The sequence below is a fragment of the Streptomyces sp. NRRL S-244 genome, from assembly GCF_000717915.1.
Lineage (GTDB): Bacteria > Actinomycetota > Actinomycetes > Streptomycetales > Streptomycetaceae > Streptomyces.
Map to the genome: position 1 here is coordinate 20,008 of NZ_JOCX01000020.1, position 17,059 is coordinate 37,066.

The 17,059-nt window shown below is 72.2% G+C and carries 14 protein-coding genes and 1 pseudogene; 8 read left to right on the top strand and 7 right to left on the bottom strand.

What is annotated here, in order from left to right:
* The first annotated feature begins 49 nt into the window (after positions 1–49).
* From IF02_RS35220 to IF02_RS0123115, 6 genes are read left to right on the top strand one after another with little or no spacing between them, the layout of a single operon-like run.
* Positions 50–1,651 carry a DUF6917 domain-containing protein gene (locus IF02_RS35220; RefSeq protein WP_078622266.1) on the top strand — a complete coding sequence of 534 codons (1,602 nt, stop codon included), beginning with the start codon at positions 50–52 and terminating at the stop codon, positions 1,649–1,651.
* Positions 1,648–2,835: a threonine synthase gene (locus IF02_RS0123095; protein ID WP_051696470.1), complete on the top strand. Its 1,188-nt coding sequence runs from the start codon at positions 1,648–1,650 to the stop codon at positions 2,833–2,835. Before IF02_RS35220 ends, IF02_RS0123095 begins: the two co-directional genes overlap by 4 nt.
* The gene (locus IF02_RS0123100; RefSeq protein WP_051696471.1) at positions 2,828–3,736 is read left to right on the top strand and encodes a 1-deoxy-D-xylulose-5-phosphate synthase N-terminal domain-containing protein; all 909 of its coding nucleotides are present in this window, start codon (positions 2,828–2,830) and stop codon (positions 3,734–3,736) included. Before IF02_RS0123095 ends, IF02_RS0123100 begins: the two co-directional genes overlap by 8 nt.
* Positions 3,733–5,394 carry a thiamine pyrophosphate-binding protein gene (locus IF02_RS0123105; protein WP_030159898.1) on the top strand — a complete coding sequence of 554 codons (1,662 nt, stop codon included), beginning with the start codon at positions 3,733–3,735 and terminating at the stop codon, positions 5,392–5,394. Before IF02_RS0123100 ends, IF02_RS0123105 begins: the two co-directional genes overlap by 4 nt.
* Positions 5,391–6,407, top strand: coding sequence for a transketolase C-terminal domain-containing protein (locus IF02_RS34455; RefSeq protein WP_030159900.1), 1,017 nt, complete (start codon positions 5,391–5,393; stop codon positions 6,405–6,407). The genes IF02_RS0123105 and IF02_RS34455 overlap by 4 nt, the downstream gene beginning before the upstream one ends.
* A complete protein-coding gene (locus tag IF02_RS0123115; protein ID WP_030159901.1) occupies positions 6,404–7,423 on the top strand; it encodes a Gfo/Idh/MocA family protein in 1,020 nt (339 codons plus the stop codon). The genes IF02_RS34455 and IF02_RS0123115 overlap by 4 nt, the downstream gene beginning before the upstream one ends.
* Here IF02_RS0123115 and IF02_RS0123120 read toward each other — a convergent pair.
* The 6 genes from IF02_RS0123120 to IF02_RS0123150 form a co-directional block, all read right to left on the bottom strand.
* A complete protein-coding gene (locus tag IF02_RS0123120) occupies positions 7,395–7,805 on the bottom strand; it encodes a PPOX class F420-dependent oxidoreductase (protein ID WP_030159903.1) in 411 nt (136 codons plus the stop codon). The two genes, IF02_RS0123115 and IF02_RS0123120, sit on opposite strands and share 29 nt — an antisense overlap.
* A gap of 46 nt (positions 7,806–7,851) precedes the next feature.
* A complete protein-coding gene (locus IF02_RS0123125; protein ID WP_078622268.1) occupies positions 7,852–9,246 on the bottom strand; it encodes an MFS transporter in 1,395 nt (464 codons plus the stop codon).
* 101 nt (positions 9,247–9,347) lie between these two features.
* A complete protein-coding gene (locus tag IF02_RS0123130; RefSeq protein ID WP_030159908.1) occupies positions 9,348–10,727 on the bottom strand; it encodes a hypothetical protein in 1,380 nt (459 codons plus the stop codon).
* Positions 10,728–10,740: 13 nt separating this feature from the next.
* On the bottom strand, positions 10,741–11,619 hold the full coding sequence (locus IF02_RS0123135) for a hypothetical protein (protein WP_234318304.1): 879 nt from the start codon (positions 11,617–11,619) through the stop codon (positions 10,741–10,743).
* Positions 11,620–11,652: 33 nt separating this feature from the next.
* Complete coding sequence (locus tag IF02_RS0123145) at positions 11,653–12,858, bottom strand: hypothetical protein (protein WP_051696473.1); 1,206 nt, start codon at positions 12,856–12,858, stop codon at positions 11,653–11,655.
* Positions 12,855–13,385: a hypothetical protein gene (locus IF02_RS0123150; RefSeq protein ID WP_030159912.1), complete on the bottom strand. Its 531-nt coding sequence runs from the start codon at positions 13,383–13,385 to the stop codon at positions 12,855–12,857. Before IF02_RS0123150 ends, IF02_RS0123145 begins: the two co-directional genes overlap by 4 nt.
* Before the next feature lie 625 nt (positions 13,386–14,010).
* Between IF02_RS0123150 and IF02_RS0123155 the strand changes: the two genes are divergently transcribed.
* A complete protein-coding gene (locus IF02_RS0123155) occupies positions 14,011–15,222 on the top strand; it encodes an RCC1 domain-containing protein (protein ID WP_051696474.1) in 1,212 nt (403 codons plus the stop codon).
* Between the two features lie 25 nt (positions 15,223–15,247).
* Positions 15,248–16,483 (top strand): RCC1 domain-containing protein, encoded by a 1,236-nt coding sequence (locus tag IF02_RS0123160; RefSeq protein WP_030159916.1) that lies wholly within the window; start codon positions 15,248–15,250, stop codon positions 16,481–16,483.
* Positions 16,484–16,820: 337 nt separating this feature from the next.
* On the opposite strand, the pseudogene IF02_RS33940 reads toward IF02_RS0123160, so the two are convergent.
* Positions 16,821–16,985 (bottom strand): annotated as a pseudogene (locus tag IF02_RS33940) (pirin); the annotation flags it as partial.
* Positions 16,986–17,059 lie beyond the last annotated feature (74 nt).

Genomic DNA, 17,059 nt, shown 5'->3' on the forward strand with positions numbered 1-17,059 from the left:
CACCTCCGCCGCCGTAGCGACGTCATCCAGCGAAAAGAGGGAAAGTCCCGTGATCGCTGCCACGCACCACGACCTGCCGCTCGTCCGCCTCGCTGCAGGCCTGGGCGCCCGCGCCGGCGGGGCCGGCGCCTTCTCCGCCGACTTCGCCGTCGGTACGCGTCGGGTCAGACTGCTGAGCGACGACCCGGCCGTCGTCGGCTACGCCATCACCGTCCTCCGGTCGGTCCACGTGACCACGGCGGGTGCCGGGGCCGGACCGGTACCCGACGCGGTGTGCCTGGCCGTGCTCGCCGACCCGCCCGAACTGGCCCGGCTCACCGCCTCTGACGGCGAAGGCTCCGAGCCGCTGTCCCTCCACGGCGGGCGCTCCGCCACCTCCGGGACGCTGAGCGCCGCCGACGGGTTCCGCGTGGTGCGGATGCCGGGACGCGAGGACCGCTTCGTCACGGACACGGCCGCCCGGACCGTGCTGTACGCCGGCCAGTGCGGCGACCCCCACGGTCTGCGGGAACCCGCCCGCCTCGTCACGGCGCTGCTGACCGCGCTCGCCGCCCAGGACGGCCCGGTCCTGGCGGGAGCGGCGGTCGGGTCCGCCTCGGGCGCCGCGCTCCTGCTCGACACCGGCGGGGGAACGGCCGGTGCCGTCGTCCCACTGCTGCACCTGCACGGCGCCGCCCTGCTGTCCTGGTCGTCCGTCCAGCTCACGGCCGACCCGCGGGACCCGGACCGATTACGCCTGCGTCCCCTTCCCACAGGGTGCGACGTACCACTCGCCGTCCTGCGAGCCTCCCCCGCGCTGCGCCGGCACGTTCACCTGTCCGCGCTCCCGGCACTGGCCGCATCCCAACCCCCCGCGCGGGGCACCGGCCCTCGGGACACGGACCACCGAGGCCCGGCGGCGGAGTTCACCCCCGACGAGCTCGCCGAGGCCCTGGGGTGCCGAATCCTGGAACAGGCGCCGCCCGCGCTCCTCGTAGGGCTCCGGGGAACGGACCCGCAGGCGGCGCTGCACCGGGCGGCCGCCGTGTCGGCCGCCCGCTACCCGGCCTGGCACGGCATCGGCGCCACTCCCGGAAGTCCCCAGCACGCGCCCCTCCTCAAAGAGGCGGCGACGCTCCCGTGGACCGCCGCCGACGGGTACGACGACGCCTGCGCCCGTGCCGTGGCGGCCGCCCTGCGGCAGCGGCGGCTCACCGACGCCGTTCCCGACCTGCCCGACGCCGCGAACTGGCCGCGGGCCGCCATGACCGGCCGCTGGGTCGCCGTCATGGAGCACCGCCGGTTCGACCGCGGCATGCGACTGGAGCGGTGGCAGACCCGCGCGGTGCCCGCCGGCAGCGTGCACGAGCTCATGACCACGCCGGCGCCTCCCCCCGCGGGCGGCGACCGCGTCGACGAGGTGTCGTACCTGGGCTTCGCCGAGTTCACCGGCGGGCTGCTCGCCGTCGGTGACGCGGTGCACGCGGCGGACGGAGCGCTCCTCGGGCACGTCCTCGGCTTCGACGACACCCACCTTCCCAACCACATGAACGTGGTCCTCCTGTCCGGGGACCGCCGCACCGGCCGGCAACGCGGACTGCCCGCGGGCGGCGGACTGCGCGTCACGTCGCCCGTCGACGCCGCCGCGGCCGGAACGGGAGAGCGCCGATGAGCGGGCAGCGCCGCACCGGCGCGCCGAACCCCGGCGACGGCAAGGACGTCCGGGCGGTGTGCGTCCGCTGCGGTACGGCCCGCCCGTACGCCGTCGCCGAACCCCGCTGCGCCTGCGGCGGGCTCCTTGATCCCGAATACGACCTGGCCGCAGCGAGGGTGCGACAGGACGCCGAGACTCCTTCCGAGCGCTACTTCGACCTCCTGCCGCTGCGGCGGCCCGAATCCGCGCTCCACATCGGCGACGGCAACACCCCGTGCGTCCACGCCCGCGTCCTCGGCGCCCGGCTGGGTCTGGAACACCTCTACCTGAAGGACGAGACCCGCAACGCCACCCGGACCACCAAGGACCGGATGGCCGCGTGCGTGCTCGCGGTCTTCCAGGAGCAGGGCGTCTTCGAGTTCGTCGCCAGTTCCACCGGGAACAGCTCCACCTCCTTCGCCTGGGGCCTGCGTCACATCGACGGTATGAAAGCCCACCTCTTCGCCGGGCGGGACTTCCTGGACCGACACCAGTACACCGATCACCCGGGCGTGGAGCTGCATGTGATCGACGACGACTTCGTGGCCGCCGCCGCGGCGGGGCGGGCCTTCGCGGCCGAGCACGGACTCCTCTTCGAGGGTGGTTTCTTCAACTCCGCCCGGCGGGAGGGCCTGAAGCTGGCCTACCTGGAGGCGTACGACGAGATGCCGCTGCCCCCGGCCGTGGTGTTCCAGGCGGTCAGCAGCGGAATGGGCGTGTACGGAGCGCACAAGGGTGCCCGGGAGTACCTGGCGATGGGCCGGCTGCCCGCCCTGCCGCGCTTCGTCTGCGTCCAGCAGGAAAGCTGCGCGCCCATGTGGCACGCCGCCCGGGACGGCAGCGACCGCATCCGGCCGCAGCACATCCTGCGTCATCCACGGGGGCTCGCGAAGGCGATCCTGCGCGGTGACCCGACCAACACCTACCCCTACATGCGGGCGATCACGGACGACACCGGCGGCCGCTTCGCGGCGGTCTCCGACGACGAAATGATCCGGGCACGCCGCTGGCTCGCCGAGGACGAGGGCATCGAGGTGTGCTTCGCCGCTGCCGCGGCCCTCGCGGGCGCCGCCCAGCTCGCCGACCGCGGCGAGATCGGACGCGACGAGCCGGTGCTGGTCAATCTCACCGGCGGCGAACGGGACGGGCAGGCCGATGACTGATTCCCCGCACGACGTCCGCCCCCTCCACGACGCGGAGCGCCGGCACCGCATCCGGGTCCGCGCCCTGAGCCTGAGGCTCACCTCGGTCCGCGCCGTACGCCGTGCCCGCTGGGGCTTCCTGGGTTCCTGCCTGTCGGTCTCCGACCTCCTCGCCGTACTGGTCGAACACCTGCGGCTCGCCGGCGCCGGAGCGGAGACCCCCGACCACGACCGGCTCGTCCTGTCCAAGGGACACGCCGCCCCCGCCCTGTACGCCGCGCTCACGGGGTGGGAGGGGGACGGGACGTACGCACGGCTGGGCAGCCCCTACCAGGGCCACCCCAGCCTGCGCTTCCTGCCCGAGGCCGGGATGACCACCGGCTCCCTGGGCCTCGGGGTCGCCGCGGCGGCCGGCCTCGCGCACGGGCTCGCCCTGCGGGGCGGCGGCGGACGCGTCGTCGTCGTGACCGGCGACGGCGAACTCCAGTCCGGTATCGCCCTGGAGGGCTACCAGTGGGCCGTGCGGGCCGGGCTGGGCAACCTGCTCGTCGTTGTGGACGCCAACGGATACCAGTCGGGCGGAGCGACCCCCGCCGGGATGATCACGCGGCGGATGCTGGAGTCGACCGCTCCCTCCTTCTGCGCGGTCGACGGACACGACCTCACGCGTCTCGACGCAGAGACCGGACGGCTGCTCGGCAGCGGCAGGGGCCCGGCCGTGCTGTGGGCCTCCACCGTCCGCGGCAAAGGCGTCCCCACCCTGGAGGAGAAACCGGTACCGATGAGCTGGCTACCCGACGACGACACGCTCGCCCGCACGGAACACGCGCTCGCCTCGGCCCTGCGGGCGGCCGAGGGGGCCCAGGAACCACCACGGGACCGCTCCGGTTCCGGACGGACGATTCCCGGGAGGACCCTGTGAAGCGCACCGGAGCCGACGTCCTCGTGGACGCCCTGCGGGCCGCGGGAGCCGAGTCGTTCTTCGGCCTGCCCGGTGAGTCGACCCTGCCGCTGTACGACGCGTTCCGCCGGGCGGGCGTACGCCACGTCATGGCCCGCAGCGAGACCGCCGCCGGGTACATGGCCGACGCGTGTGCCCGGTACACGGGGAGGGCCGCCGTCGCCGACGCGCCCGGTGGGATCGGCTCGCCGCTGCTGCTGCCCGCCCTGCACGAGGCGTACAACAGCTCCATACCGCTGGTCGCGCTGACCAGCGGTGTGCCCCTGGGCCAGGAGGACCGGTGGCCGACGGCGGCCTGCCGCCACCAGGAGATGTTCCGGCCGTGCGTCAAGGCCACCGTCGCCGTGCCGGACGCCGCCCGGCTGCCCGAACTGGCGGCCCGCGCGGTGCGCCTGGCGATGCGGGGGCGCCCCGGCCCGGTCCACCTCGACGTGCCCTCCGACGTGCTGGCCGACCCCGCCGCCGCAGAGCCTGTGGTGACGGACGGGCCGGCCGCGCCTCCCACCACCTCCCGGACCCGACCCGGTCCCGCGGCCCTGGCCCAGGTCGTCGACCTGCTCACCAGGGCCCGGCGCCCGCTGCTGGTCGCCGGGGGCGGTGTCCACCTGTCCGGTGCGTACGACCAGCTGGCAGCCCTCACCGACGCCTTCCGCGTCCCGGTGGCGACGACTTTCAACGGCAAGGGCGTCATCTCCGAGACCCACCCGCACAGCCTCGGCGTCATCGGCGCGAAGGGATCGGCCGGGGCCAACGCCGTCGCCGAACGCGCCGACCTGGTGCTGTGGGTCGCCAGCAAGGCCGGGGACAAGTCCACCGGCTACGGGCGGCTGCCCGGTCCGGACGCGGTCTGCGTCCAACTCGACATCGACGAGGCGGAACTCGGCCGGATCCTGTCGCCCCGGTACGTCCTGCACGCCGACGCCGCCACGGCCCTGGAGGACCTGGCGGGCGCCCTGCGCGCGTCCGGCTGGCAGGGCGCGCCTGCCTGGACCGGATCCACCGGCGCCCTGATCGACGAGCCCGAGGGCGACGCCGCCCCCACCCCCGGCCGGCTGATCCAGGCCGTGGAGCGGACCTGTCCGCCCGACACCGCGCTGATCGCCGACGCCTCGCGCGCCTGCAGCTGGGCGGGGGCGCACTTCCGCTGTCGCAGCGCGGGCCGCTCGGTCATCGCACCGCGCGGCAGCGGCAGCATCGGCTACGCCCTGCCGGCCGCGATCGCGGCAGCGCTCGTACACCCGGGACGCACCGTCGTGGGCGTGGGCGGCGACGGCGGATTCGCCCTCTCCTGCCAGGAGATGGAGACCGCGGTCCGCATCGGCGCGCGCCTGGTCTTCGTCCTCCTCAACGACAACGCCTTCGGGCTGCTCAACCGGGTCGCCTCCGTCGGACTCGGGCAGGCGGACCTGCTCGGCTCCTTCGCACCGACCGACTGGACGGCGGTGGCACGGGGCTTCGGCTGGCAGGCGCACACCGTGCGGGACGAAGCGTCCTTCGAACGGGCCCTGAAGACCGGAATCGAGGCGGACCGGCCCACCCTCCTCAACGTCCTGCTCTCCTCCGACGCCGCCTCGCCGGACTTCCGGATGTACGCCGAACGACACGCGGTCAGGAGGTGAGCGCGCTGTCGGCCACCGACGAAAGCCAGCTGGAGGCGTTCACCCACGCCTTGTGCGATGAACTCCTGCGCGGACCGGACCCGTTCGTGATCATCACCTGTGATGCCACCCTGTCGTTCCGGCTGGGTGACTTCGCCCGGCGCCACCCCCACCTCGTGGTGGACGTCGGGGTGGCCGAGGCGACCGCCGTCGCCGCCGCGTTCGGCATGTGGCGCGCCGGGTTCAAGGTCGTCGTGGCGGGCTTCGCCGCGTTTCTGTCGTTGCGCGCCCTGGAACCGATCCGCTCCCTCGTCGCCCTGCACGGGGCGGACGTCACCTTCCTGGCGGGCATGACCGGACTCAGCGCGGGCCGCGACGGCGCCCAGCACCACGCCACCGAGGACGCCGCCCTCCTGCGCGCCGTGCCCGGCATCGAGGTCGTCGCCCCCTCCGACACGGACAGCGCGCGGGCCCTCGCCGCCTACTGCGCCGGCCGACCGGGCCCGCGCTGGGTCCGGCTGGTGCGCCGTCCCGTACCGCTCGGGGAGACGCCGGACGCCGCCCGCCCATGGAGCCCCGTCCGGCGGCTGACGCCTCAGGTCGGGCAGGTGCTGCTGTGTGCGCACGGCGCCCTGTGCGAGCAGGCACAGCAGGCGGCCCGGATCCTGATCGAACGCCACGGCATCGCCGCAGCTGCCCTCGAGGTCGGCCGCCTGTCCCCCACGCCCCGGGAACTCTCCGCCGCCCTGGCCGGGTTCCCCCTCGTGCTCGCCTGTGAGGACCAGTACCGCCCGGGCGCGCTCGCCTCCGCTCTGGACGAGGCCCTGGCGGAGGCGGACGGCCCTCGCTCCCGCGTCGTCCGCTGCGACCTCACCGCCTCGCCGGGCTCCGGCGACTACGCCGATCTGCTGTTCGCGGCCGGTCTGACCGCCGAACAACTCGCCTCCCGCGCCGTGCGGGCCATCTGCGAGACGAAGGACACGGCAGTACGGGAAACCCCGGAACCCCTACGGATCTCAGGAGGAGACGAATGATCCAGTGCGCGATCGTCGGAAGCGGATGGTCGGCGGGACGGCACGCCCGGGTCCTGCGCCGGGTCGAGCAGTCGCAGCTGGCCCGGGTCGTCGTCGAGCCCGGCACACCCACTCGGCTCCCAGCCGACTTCGGCGGCGTGGCGGCCACCGACCGCCTCGACGACGTCCTGACGGACCCGGAAATCGACGCCGTGGTGGTGTGCACGCCGCCCGACACGCACCTGGAGATCGCCGAAGCGGCCCTGCGTGCGGGCAAGCACCTGGTGATCGAGAAGCCGGTGGGGCTCGCCCCGGACCGCATCCGGCCGCTCGCGCACTTGGCCGACGCCCGGGGACTCACCGTCATGGTGCCGTACCACTTCCGTTTCGTGCCGCCCCTGCAGCGGCTGCGGCTCCGTGTCGCCGCGGGTGAGCTCGGCACCGTCGCCCACGCCTACCACCGCATGTACAGCCTGCGGGACCGGGAGGGCGCATGGCTGTGGGACGACGCCCGCAGCGGCGGCATCATCCTGGAATCCCTGGTGCACGGGATCGACCAGATCATCTGGATGCTGGGCGAACGGCCGCGCTCCGTCGCGGCGATGACGCACTCGGGCCGTGGCGGTGTCGCCGACGCCGCCACGGTGCTGATGCGTTTCCCGGGCGGCGCCGTGGGCACGGTCGAGGGCTCGTGGATCAGCGATCCCCACATCCCCTTCGGCAGCCTCGACATCGTCGGCTCCGCCGGCTCCGCCGCCTTCGAACGGGGCCGCTTCAACGGCCGCCACTTCCGCGTCGAGACGGCCACGGCCGCCGCCGGTGCCCCGGCGCCGCACACCGACGTACTCGCCGACGACGACGCCGGGTTCGTCGCCCTGCACGAGCACTTCGCGGAGTGCTGCACCCACGGCAAGCCGCCCCGCGCGGCCACGCTCCAGGAGGCCCACACGGCCGCCTACGTGGCCGTCACCGCCGTCGAGGCGGCCAGGACCGGGCGGGAGTTGCCCCTCACCGACCAGTGGCAGGACGGTCCCTGACGAAGACGCGGCTCGGCCGCAGTCGCACCGTCACCCGCTGGGCGTCCGGATCGTCCGGGTAGGTGCGCCCCTTGTAGCGCATCGACAGCCTCTGGATGAGGTCGTCGGCACCTTTCTCCTGGAAGGCGACGGTGCCCTCGACGGACACGTACGAGTTGGGGTTCTCGCGCGGATACACCAGCAGTGTCGCGCGGGAATCCCGCTCCAGGAGACGGTACTTGAGCCGCTCGCGCAGCGTGCTGACCACGATGTCGTCCCCGTCCGTGGCGCACCACACCACCGAGAGGTGCGGCGGTCCGTCGGGCCTCGCGATGCCCAGGACCGCGAAGGCCCGGTCGTCGATCCACCGGCGCGCCGACTCCGGGATCATCTGGCCTCCCATCGCTTCGCCTTCCGTCTGCCGGTCGCGCTGTGCGCGGCCGGCGCCGTCACTTGCGTACGGAACTCCGCTGCAAGCCTGCCCGACCACGCGTCCGGCCGCCAGAGCGCCCCCGGCCCGCCGACAGCACGTCGGCGTCGATCCGGTCCACCACGACCAGCAGCGCCAGGGCGCCGAGGACCGCGACGAGGGCGGCGGACAGCAGCCCGGGCACGAACGATCCGGTGAGGTCCTTGAGTACGCCCACGATCACGGGAGAGGCGATGCCGGCGATCCCGGAGAAGGTGTTCTGCAGGCTCTGCAGGGTTCCTGCCAGCGGCGTCCCCGGTGGTGAGATGTCCGCCGGAATCGTCAGCAGCACGGAGGTGGCGAACGACACCCCGGCGAAGGACAGCGACAGCAGCGCGAGCGCCGCCCCGGCACCGGGCACGACGGCGGCCGCGCCCACGGAGGCGCCCACCAACAACCCGCCGGCCCCGCAGCTCTTGCGCGCGAACGTGAGTGTCCTGCCGCGCCGTACGAGATGGTCCGAGGCCCACCCGCCGAGCCAGTTCCCCACGATGGCGGCGAAACCGGGGAGCATGCCGAAGAGCCCGAGCTGGAGCAAGGTGAACCCGCGGGCGTCGACGAGATAGGAGGGGAACCAGGTGATGAAGAAGTAGATGACGTAGGACTGGGCGATCACGGCGAGCACCGTGCCCCAGACCGTGCGGTTGCGCAGGAGCTCGCCCCAGCCGGGCGGGGGCGCGGAGGCATCCGCCCGAACGGCTTCGGGGACCGGAGCGTCCTCCTCCTCGTGGATGTGGCGCAGCTCCGCTTCGCCGACACGCGCGTCTTCGTCCGGCCGGTCGCGGAAGAGCCTCCACCACAACAGGGCCCAGACCAGCCCGACGGCTCCCGCGAGGACGAATGCCCCGCGCCAGCCCACGGCTGCCGTCAGCACGGCGAACAGCGGAAGGGTCAGCAGCGTCCCCACGCGCGCGCCGCTGTCGTACAGCCCGCTCGCGGTCGCCCGCTCGGCGCGCGGGAACCAGTACGCGACGCAGCTGGTCCCCGCGGGGAACATCGCGGCCTGGGTGGCGCCGAGCAGCAGGCGGGAGGCCAGCAGCCAGACCCAGCCGGAGGCCAGGCCCGTGGCGGCGGTGACCAGGGACCACGCCACGGCGGCGACGGCCAGCACGCGGCGCGGCCCGAATCTGTCGACCAGCCGCCCGCACGGGATCTGGAACGCCGCGTACGTCCAGAAGAAGGCACCCAGGAGCAGTCCGGACACACTGTCGTCCAGGTGGAACTCCTCCTTCACCACGGGGAGCACCACCGACAGGCCGGAGCGGTCCACGTAGTTGACGACCACGGCCAGGAACAGCAGGACGACCACCTGCCATCGAACCCGCGTCCCCATCGGGGCGGTCCGAGCGTCGCGCGTGCCGTCCGTCTCACGCAAGGGCGGGTCCTTTCACACCGGTGGTACTTGCGTACGTGCGTGCCGCGGCTCCAGGCTCCTCTCGCAGTATGGAGGTGCCCGCAGGGCGGGGCACCGCGAATTCAGGACAGCGGGATGCTGCGGGCCGGACGTAGGCTCGGCCCGGTGGGCGGGGGGATCTCCAGCAGACCCTTGTCGGCGGAGCCGGCCGCGGTATCGGCGCCCGCCGGGGTGGTCGTCATGGGGCGGGCGGCCGCGCAGCGCTGCTTCTCCGCCTCGGCCATGGGGCCGGTTCGCTGGAAGATGCGGTCCGGAACGGCGCGTGAGGGCGCGTCGACCACGGCGTGCAGCCGGTAGTCGTCCCTCTTGTTGACGAACCAGCCTTCGACGCGTTCCCTGCTGGGCTGCAGTTCCACCCAGCTGACCTCACCGGGCTGGATCTTCTCCACCACCGTCCGCTGGTCGCTGCTGAACCACTGGAAGGGCCGCTGCCAGGCGATCTCGTAGCCGAGGGCGAGCTGCCTGGCCAAGTGGCTTTCGGCGAGCCGTTTCTTGTCCTCCGTGCGATCGCCGGTGGTGGGCAGCCGGGCTGCCGGTTCGAGCAGGAGGTTCGCGGCGGCGTAGGTCTGGGAGATGCTGTCGTGGCCGCGTTCGGTGTACGAGATGACGCGGCTGTGTTCCAGGGCGTTTCGGGTGCAGTTGACGAAGGCCTCACCGATTACCCGGGCCCGGTCGTAGTAGCGGAAGGAGTAGCGCGGGTCGGGCCGGAAGGTGCAGATGTTGTCACCGTTGCAGTTGGAGACCGCGACCGTGAGCGAGGCCTCGCGTTCGTTGTCCTTGTACGCCTCGGCGGCGCCGAGGGCGTACTTGTCGACTGTCTTGTCCACCGGCGGCGGCACCTCGACGGCCCGGACCCTGGTGACCATGGGTGAGCAGGGCACCTGGGAAGCGGCGCTGGCGATCCTGGAGGTGAAAGTGAGCACCGGCTCGTTCTCGTCCGCGATGAACTCATAGGTGCGCTCGGTCCAGCGCCCCCGGCCGGGCGTGCCCTTCGTTCGGTCCGGGTCGGGCGCGGTCCGCATTTCCCGTACGGGCCCGCCGGATCCCTGCACCGCGTAGGGCTGACCGTCGGCGACCTCGTCGCGGGTGCATTCCTGGGCGACGGCGGGGCTGTCCTCGTAAGTGACGGTGACCTTGGACCCGGTGCGCACCCCGCGCAGCCGATGCCGGAGGGTGTTGCCGGACTTGGACAGCCCGACGCCGGCCGCCCCGTCGGCCCGGCCGGAGGCGGAGGGGGAGAAGCGCTGGTTGAGCCCGGTCCAGTAGGCGAGGCCGACGGTGGACCGCTCGCCTGTGAAGGCGGGTGCGGTGAAGCCCCCGTTGAGGACCGGAACGTCGTTCTGGGCCGCGGCGGCGCCCACGGCGTCGGCCGCGAGCAGCGAGGGGAGCAGGAGGCCGGCCACGGCCAGGGCGTGGAGGGTTGGACGGATGGAGCGGTGCATGACGGCGGGCTCCTCAGCGGGACCGGCGGGTGCCGTGTACGGGATGGGCGTTGTCCTCGTCGGGGGCGGTGTCGCCGCCGGGGCGCTTGCGGCCGCAGAGGTTGTCGGGCACCGCGTACGTCTGGGCGATGAAGCGGCTGGTGTTGATCATGGAGGGGCTGTCCACCGCCACGTCGGTGATCTTCTTGCCCTGGTCGGTGACGAGGCTGCCGACGACCCGCCTCATGGCCGCGCTCGCGGCGAAGACCAGCATGTCGTAGGGCTTGACGGTCGTCCGGTAGGTGGTCGTCTCGGTGTTGTCGGTGGTCCAGGACCGCGCGTAGGTCGCCTTGAAGGCGGTCTCGAAGGCCTGTTTGGCGCTGGTCGAGCCGGTTTCCTTCGATCCGCTGGAGACCGTGTTCCTGGTGCCCTTCTCCGAGGTGGGACCGGTGTTGAGGAAGGGGGTCTTGTGGCCGTTGGAAGATTCGTCGGCGAGGTTCGCCGTGACCTCGCCGGTCGCGGTGACCGTGCCTTCGACGGTGGCCCGGCCCGAGATCTCCCCGCCGATGTTGTCGGAGCTGCTGGTGCGCAGGGTGACGGTACGGTCCACCGTCATCGGGTCGGTGGTGCAGTTGACGACGGCGTTGCCCAGCGAGGTGACGGCGGTCGCGTACTCGCGGGTGCGGGCCGTGTCGATCTGGAAGGAGCAAGCGTTGCGCTTGCTTCCGCAGTACTCCAGGATCTCCTCGATCCGTGTCTGGCGGTCGTCCGCGGTACGCGCGTGAGCCGCGGGCAGCCTTCCCGGCCCCTGCCGGGTACTGCCGTCGGCGGCGGCCGGAGCCGGCGCTGAAGCGAGGCCGAGCGCGAGCACGGGCAGGAGCAGGGCACCACGGCCCAGGAAGTGCGTGGTCATCGGAAGTTCCCCTCCTCAGGGGCTGTGGGCCGCTCAGGATCCGAGGTGCGAGCAAAGCTGTGTGGCGGGGAACGGGGCCTGACCCTGTTCTGCGGCGCCGCCCGGCAGGGAACCCGGGAAGTTCGCGCAGGTGGTCGTGACGGCGGCGGTGCCGTTGTCGGCGGGTTCCGGCCGGAAGGCGGTGATGGTGTCCGCCATGCCCTTGATGCCGGCCTCCTCGCGCTCGCCCTTGCCGGCGAGCTCCTCCATGCACACGGCGTTGCCGGCCGGGCACTCGGCGATCTTGCTTCCGACGGCCTTGATGTCCTTGCCGGTCTGCTGCGCGGCCGCCTGGTTCGCATCCTGGCGCGCGGCGATCCGCTCGGCGGCCTCGGCGTTGACCTCGACGTCGCTCTTGCCCTTGGCGCCCGCCCGGTCGCACACCGAGGCGGGGACGGCGAAGGTGTCGGCCATGAAGGTGCTGTTGTTGACGGTGGACGGGCCGTCCACGACGACGTTGCGTGCACTGAGCCCGGTGCCGGTGGTGAGCGTGCCTGCGATCCGCTGCATGGCGGCGCTGGCGCCGAAGGCGAGGGCCTCGCCGGACCGGACGGTGGTGCTGTAGGTGGTCGTCTCGGTCTGCTCGGTGGTCCAGCTGCGCTGGTAGGAGAGCTTGAACGCGCCTTCGAAGGCCGCCTTGACGCCGAGTGACCCGCCGACCTTCCCGCTGCCGCTGACCCCGGCCTCGGCCCCTACCGTCGCATGGGGGCCCTGTTGCTTGTTCGGGGTGACGAACTCCCCCTTGCCCTTCGCGTCGACCCCGGCGCTCACTTCGCCCGAGGCGTTGATCTGGCCCTCGACGGCGAGCTTCCCCGTGATGTCGCCGCCGAGGTTGTCCGTGCTGCCCGTGCGAAGGACGATCTGCCGATCCACCCTGATCGGGTCCCGGGTGCAGTTGACGACGGCGTTGCCGAAGGATTTGACGGCGCTGTAGTACTCGCCGGACGCGGCGGCGTCGATCGTGAAGCGGCAGTCGTCGCGGTGCTTGGCGCAGTGCTCGCGGATACGGGCCGGCGAGGGCAGCGGCGTGTCCCCGTCGAAGGCCTGCACCGTGGGGAGCGGGGGTGCCTTCTTGGGCACCGGGGCGGCGCTCGCCGGAGCGGATAGGGACACGGGCGCGAGCATGAGCACGAGGAGTACGGCGAGTGCCGCTGCCCTCGGCATGGCGGTGCGCCGCGCGTGGATCTTCGTATCGGTCACGGGTTCATCAGCTCGCAGACACCGGTCATCGAAGGCGCCCCTCCGGAAGACGTGAGGCCTGCGGGCAGTTCGGCTGCAAAGGCGGCGCACGCCCCGTCCACTGCCGTCGCGGCGTTGTCGGCCGGTGCGGGCTTGAACTCGTCCAACCCCTTGCGGGCCTCGTCCAGGCCCTTGCGTTCCTCGGTCCCGGAACCGGCAAGGCCGGTCATGCACTCCTTCGAGCCCGGCCGGCACTCCTCGACCTGCTTCTTGGCCGCCGCGATGTCCTTTTCGGCCGTCTCCGTGTCCTTCTCGACGCCCTTGCGGTCGGCCTCGACATCGTCGCGTTCGGCCGGGGCGGCACCGCAGGGCTTCGGCTCGCCTCCGGGGCAGGGTGGATCCTCGTCGTCGGGGGCCGGCACCGACCGTGCGAGGGGGACGGGTGCCGGCGTGGCGTATGCCCACGGGGCGGGGCCGCAGACGGCAGCCGCGGTCAGGGCCGACACGAGGAGGAGCAGCGGACGGGACGGACGGATGCGGTGGCGCATGGCCTTCTCCGGGACGGCGAATGGGGGGTGGGCGCCACAGCTGGGCGCCTACGCTAAGTATCCGCCTCGATTACACATTGCGATCTCCGCCGGTCAGGTCACCGTCCGGGCTCACCACTTTGGCCGATCTTGACCTGAGCCCATCAGATTTTTCGGATCCACAGCCGCTTGGGTGAGCCGGACCACGACGGACACCGCCGTCCGGACCTCGACACGGCCGGACCGCCCGCACCCCGAAGGAACGACCGGGTAGCAGCACCGACCCCATGAGCGTGCACCGCACACCCCCGCGGCCGACGGCCGGACAGCCGCACCATCGCACTCCACGGTCCGCCACGCCGCCGGAGGTCGACTTCACCACAACAGGCCAGCGCCGCACCCCTTCCCCACAACCCGTGCGGCGGACGGGCACACGAGTGGGTTCGGCGATTCCAGCTCGCACACATCACCCAATTCGGACAATCTGCTCATATCTCCGACGCCCGTGACGGTGTCCCCCGGACATCGCCACGGGTGACGCACGCCCCCGGAGCAGCCCAAGTCCCGGAGTCCCTGGAGGCCGTGCCCGGAACGCGGCCCGGCCCCCGCCACAGCCTCCACCCTGCGCCTCACCGAAGGAGCCCCCATGGCCCGTCCACCCGGCCGCACCCTGCTCAACCGCACGCTCGCCGCGCTCGCCGTCACCGCCGCCATCGCCGCCCTGCCGGCCACCGCGACCACCGCCGGCGCCAACGAGGGCCAGCCGACCGTACTCGCCTGGGGAGCCGGGCGAACCGGCCAGCTCGGCAACGGCACCCTGGCCGACAGCCTCTCACCGGCCTCCGTGACCAGCCTCTTCCGGGGCGACGTGACGGAGATGTCCGCGGGGGGCACCTCCTCGTCGGACTCCTTCGTCCTTGCCCTCACCGACAAGACCGTCAAGGCCTGGGGACACAACTCCTCGGGCCAACTCGGCAACGGCGGGCGCTCCAACCAGACCGTGCCCCTCACCGTCCCGAGCCTCGACGGCATCAAGGCCGTCGCGGCCGGCGGCTCGCACGCCCTGGCGCTCGACGACCGCGGCCAGGTCTACTCCTGGGGCGACAACGCCTACGGGCAGCTCGGCAACAACCGCACCGGCGAAAGCCGCACGGTCCCCGACCGGGTCCAGGGCTCGTTCAAGGCCAAGCGGATCTCGGCGGGGTGCGACTTCAGCCTGGCCCTGCTGGAGAACGGCAAGGTCTACGCATGGGGGCGCGGCGTACACGGTCAACTCGGCAACGGCAGCCGCGCCCTGAGCTCCGTACCCCGCCAGGTCCAGGGCCTGGAGGACGTCATCGAGATCGATGCCGGCTGCCACCACGCGGTCGCGCTCACCTCCGACAACACTCTCAAGTCCTGGGGCTACAACCTGTACGGGCAGCTGGGCAATTCGAGCACCACCTCCTCCACCGTCCCCGTCGACGTCGACTGGCTGGAGGGCGTGACCGAGATCGAGGCCGGAGCCCACCACAACTACGCCCGCACCGGCGACAGCAGAGTCTTCGGCTGGGGCAGCAACCAGTACGGCCAACTCCTCGAGCCCGACGCGGCCTTCGAAGCCAACGTATCGCGGACCAACCGCACCTCCCCCGTCGAGATCCGCCGCCTGGAGGGCGTCCAGAGCCTGGCCGCGGGCGCACGCCACGGCATCGCGGTCACCGCCGGCAAGGTCTACACCTGGGGCGACAACGGCGAAGGCCAGCTCGGCAACGGCACCACCATCGCGCGCCACGAGCTGGTCACCGTCCTCAACGAAGGGTCCGCGATCACGAAGGTGACGGCATCACTCGGCGGCAACACCTCGTACACGTACTGACGTCAACCCTTCGAAAGGACCGGGCATGACCCTCCTGCGCACCACCCCGGCAGTCGCCCTCACCTCAGCTCTCGCCCTCACTGCCCTCACCGCACTCACCGCACTCACCGCCTCCGCCCTACCGGCTCACGCGGGGAGCAGCGACCCGTGGGTCCGCAGCTGGGGCGCGAACACCGTCGGCCAACTCGGCAACGGCAACGAGGTCCAGCAAACGACCCCCACCGCCGTCCAGGGCATCGCGCGCGCGGACGTACAGGAACTCTCCGCGGGCGGCACGGAGGCCGTCACCACTCCCGCCGCCCCCGCCACCACCTTCGCCATCGCACTGCTCAAGGACGGCACCGTACGGTCCTGGGGCTCGAACAAGGACGGCCAGCTCGGCAACGGCACCACCACGAACAACAACCGTCCCGCCGCTGTCGCCAAGCTCTCCGGCATCAGCCATGTCTCCGCTGGTCTCAACCACGCGCTGGCCGTGCAGGGTGGTCGCGTCCTGTCCTGGGGCGGCAACGGCTCGGGCCAGCTCGGCAACGGGACGACCAGTACGACACCGTCGACCGCCCCGGTGGCGGTTCAAAGCCTGAGCGGGATCGACAAGGTCGGCGCGGGCTGTGACTTCAGCGTCGCCCTGCACAAGAACGGCACGGTGTGGGCCTGGGGGTCGGGTACCGACGGCCGCCTCGGCAACGGCGCCACTGCCGCCAGCAATGTCCCCAAACAGGTCAAGGACCTGGCCGACGTGGAGTCCATCTCGGTGGGATGCAGGCATGTGCTGGCCAGAACGACGGACGGCACCGTCAAGGCCTGGGGTCACAACAACAAGGGCCAGCTGGGCAACGACACCATCGCCACCACCGGCACGGAGAACCACAGCAAGGTCCCCGTCGACGTCCAGTTCCTCGACTCCGTCGCGAAGGTGTCCGCGACCGCCTCCAGCAGCTTCGCCATCCTGAGCGACGCCAGCGTCAGCGCCTGGGGGGACAACGCCGGCTCCCTGCTCGGTGACCGCACCACCATCGACCGCACCACTCCCGTCCCCATCGAAACCCCTCTCGGTGTGAAGGACATCGCGGGCAGCGGAGAGCACACCCTGGCCGTGCTCGACAACGGCTCGGTGGTGGCCTGGGGTACCAACGCCGGCGGACAGCTGGGCAACGGCAGCACCACCTCCAGCGCCGAGCCCGTCCAAACCCTGCCCCCCGGCAGCGACGTCTCCCGTGTCGCGGCCGCCATCAACGCCAGGTCCAGCTTCGCGTACTGATCCCGCCGACTGACACGAAGACGGCCGAGGGCCGTTGCCCGGTCTTCCGCAACGGCCCCTCGGTCAGCGACCCGGCACCGACCTGTATCCGGTAGGGCCCGGGCGGGGCAGGAACGGTCCGGGGCAGCGGGTCCGCCCAGAACGAGGACCCCGTCCCCGGCTCGTTTGCGGCCACGAGCGGCCTGACGAACCGTTGGTCATACCTGGGAAACGGCGAGGGCCCGGAGAGGGTCGCGCGGAGCCTCCCTGCGCTCGCCTCGACGGGATGATCTCCGCGTGGGTTACGGCCTCTCCTGGGCTGGTCTCGGCTGGTCGGCCTGCTGCACGAAAGTGCAGGTCAGCGCACCCGGCCGCGTGCCTTCAGGGGGACGGGCGGGAGTTGCGGCGCGGGGATCGGGGGGCCGTCGTAGCCCTTTACCTCGCCGTAGCGGGTGCCCTCCATCCAGTCCTTGCGGAACTGGATGATCTCTTCGTTGCTACGCCCGATCCAGTTCCAGAACATTTATTCACTAGGACAAGTTTTCGCAGGTCAGAGGGGTACTGGATCGGTGACGGTCAGCAAATCGTCAGCATCGG

Excerpts from the sequence above, each read along its gene's own strand:
- IF02_RS0123150 (WP_030159912.1), bottom strand. The coding sequence starts at position 13,385 with ATGCGCCACCGCATCCGTCCGTCCCGTCCGCTGCTCCTCCTCGTGTCG.
- IF02_RS0123120 (WP_030159903.1), bottom strand. The coding sequence starts at position 7,805 with ATGGGAGGCCAGATGATCCCGGAGTCGGCGCGCCGGTGGATCGACGAC.
- IF02_RS0123100 (WP_051696471.1), top strand. The coding sequence starts at position 2,828 with ATGACTGATTCCCCGCACGACGTCCGCCCCCTCCACGACGCGGAGCGC.
- IF02_RS0123115 (WP_030159901.1), top strand. The coding sequence starts at position 6,404 with ATGATCCAGTGCGCGATCGTCGGAAGCGGATGGTCGGCGGGACGGCAC.
- IF02_RS0123155 (WP_051696474.1), top strand. The coding sequence starts at position 14,011 with ATGGCCCGTCCACCCGGCCGCACCCTGCTCAACCGCACGCTCGCCGCG.
- IF02_RS0123135 (WP_234318304.1), bottom strand. The coding sequence starts at position 11,619 with ATGACCACGCACTTCCTGGGCCGTGGTGCCCTGCTCCTGCCCGTGCTC.
- IF02_RS0123095 (WP_051696470.1), top strand. The coding sequence starts at position 1,648 with ATGAGCGGGCAGCGCCGCACCGGCGCGCCGAACCCCGGCGACGGCAAG.
- IF02_RS0123160 (WP_030159916.1), top strand. The coding sequence starts at position 15,248 with ATGACCCTCCTGCGCACCACCCCGGCAGTCGCCCTCACCTCAGCTCTC.
- IF02_RS0123130 (WP_030159908.1), bottom strand. The coding sequence starts at position 10,727 with ATGCACCGCTCCATCCGTCCAACCCTCCACGCCCTGGCCGTGGCCGGC.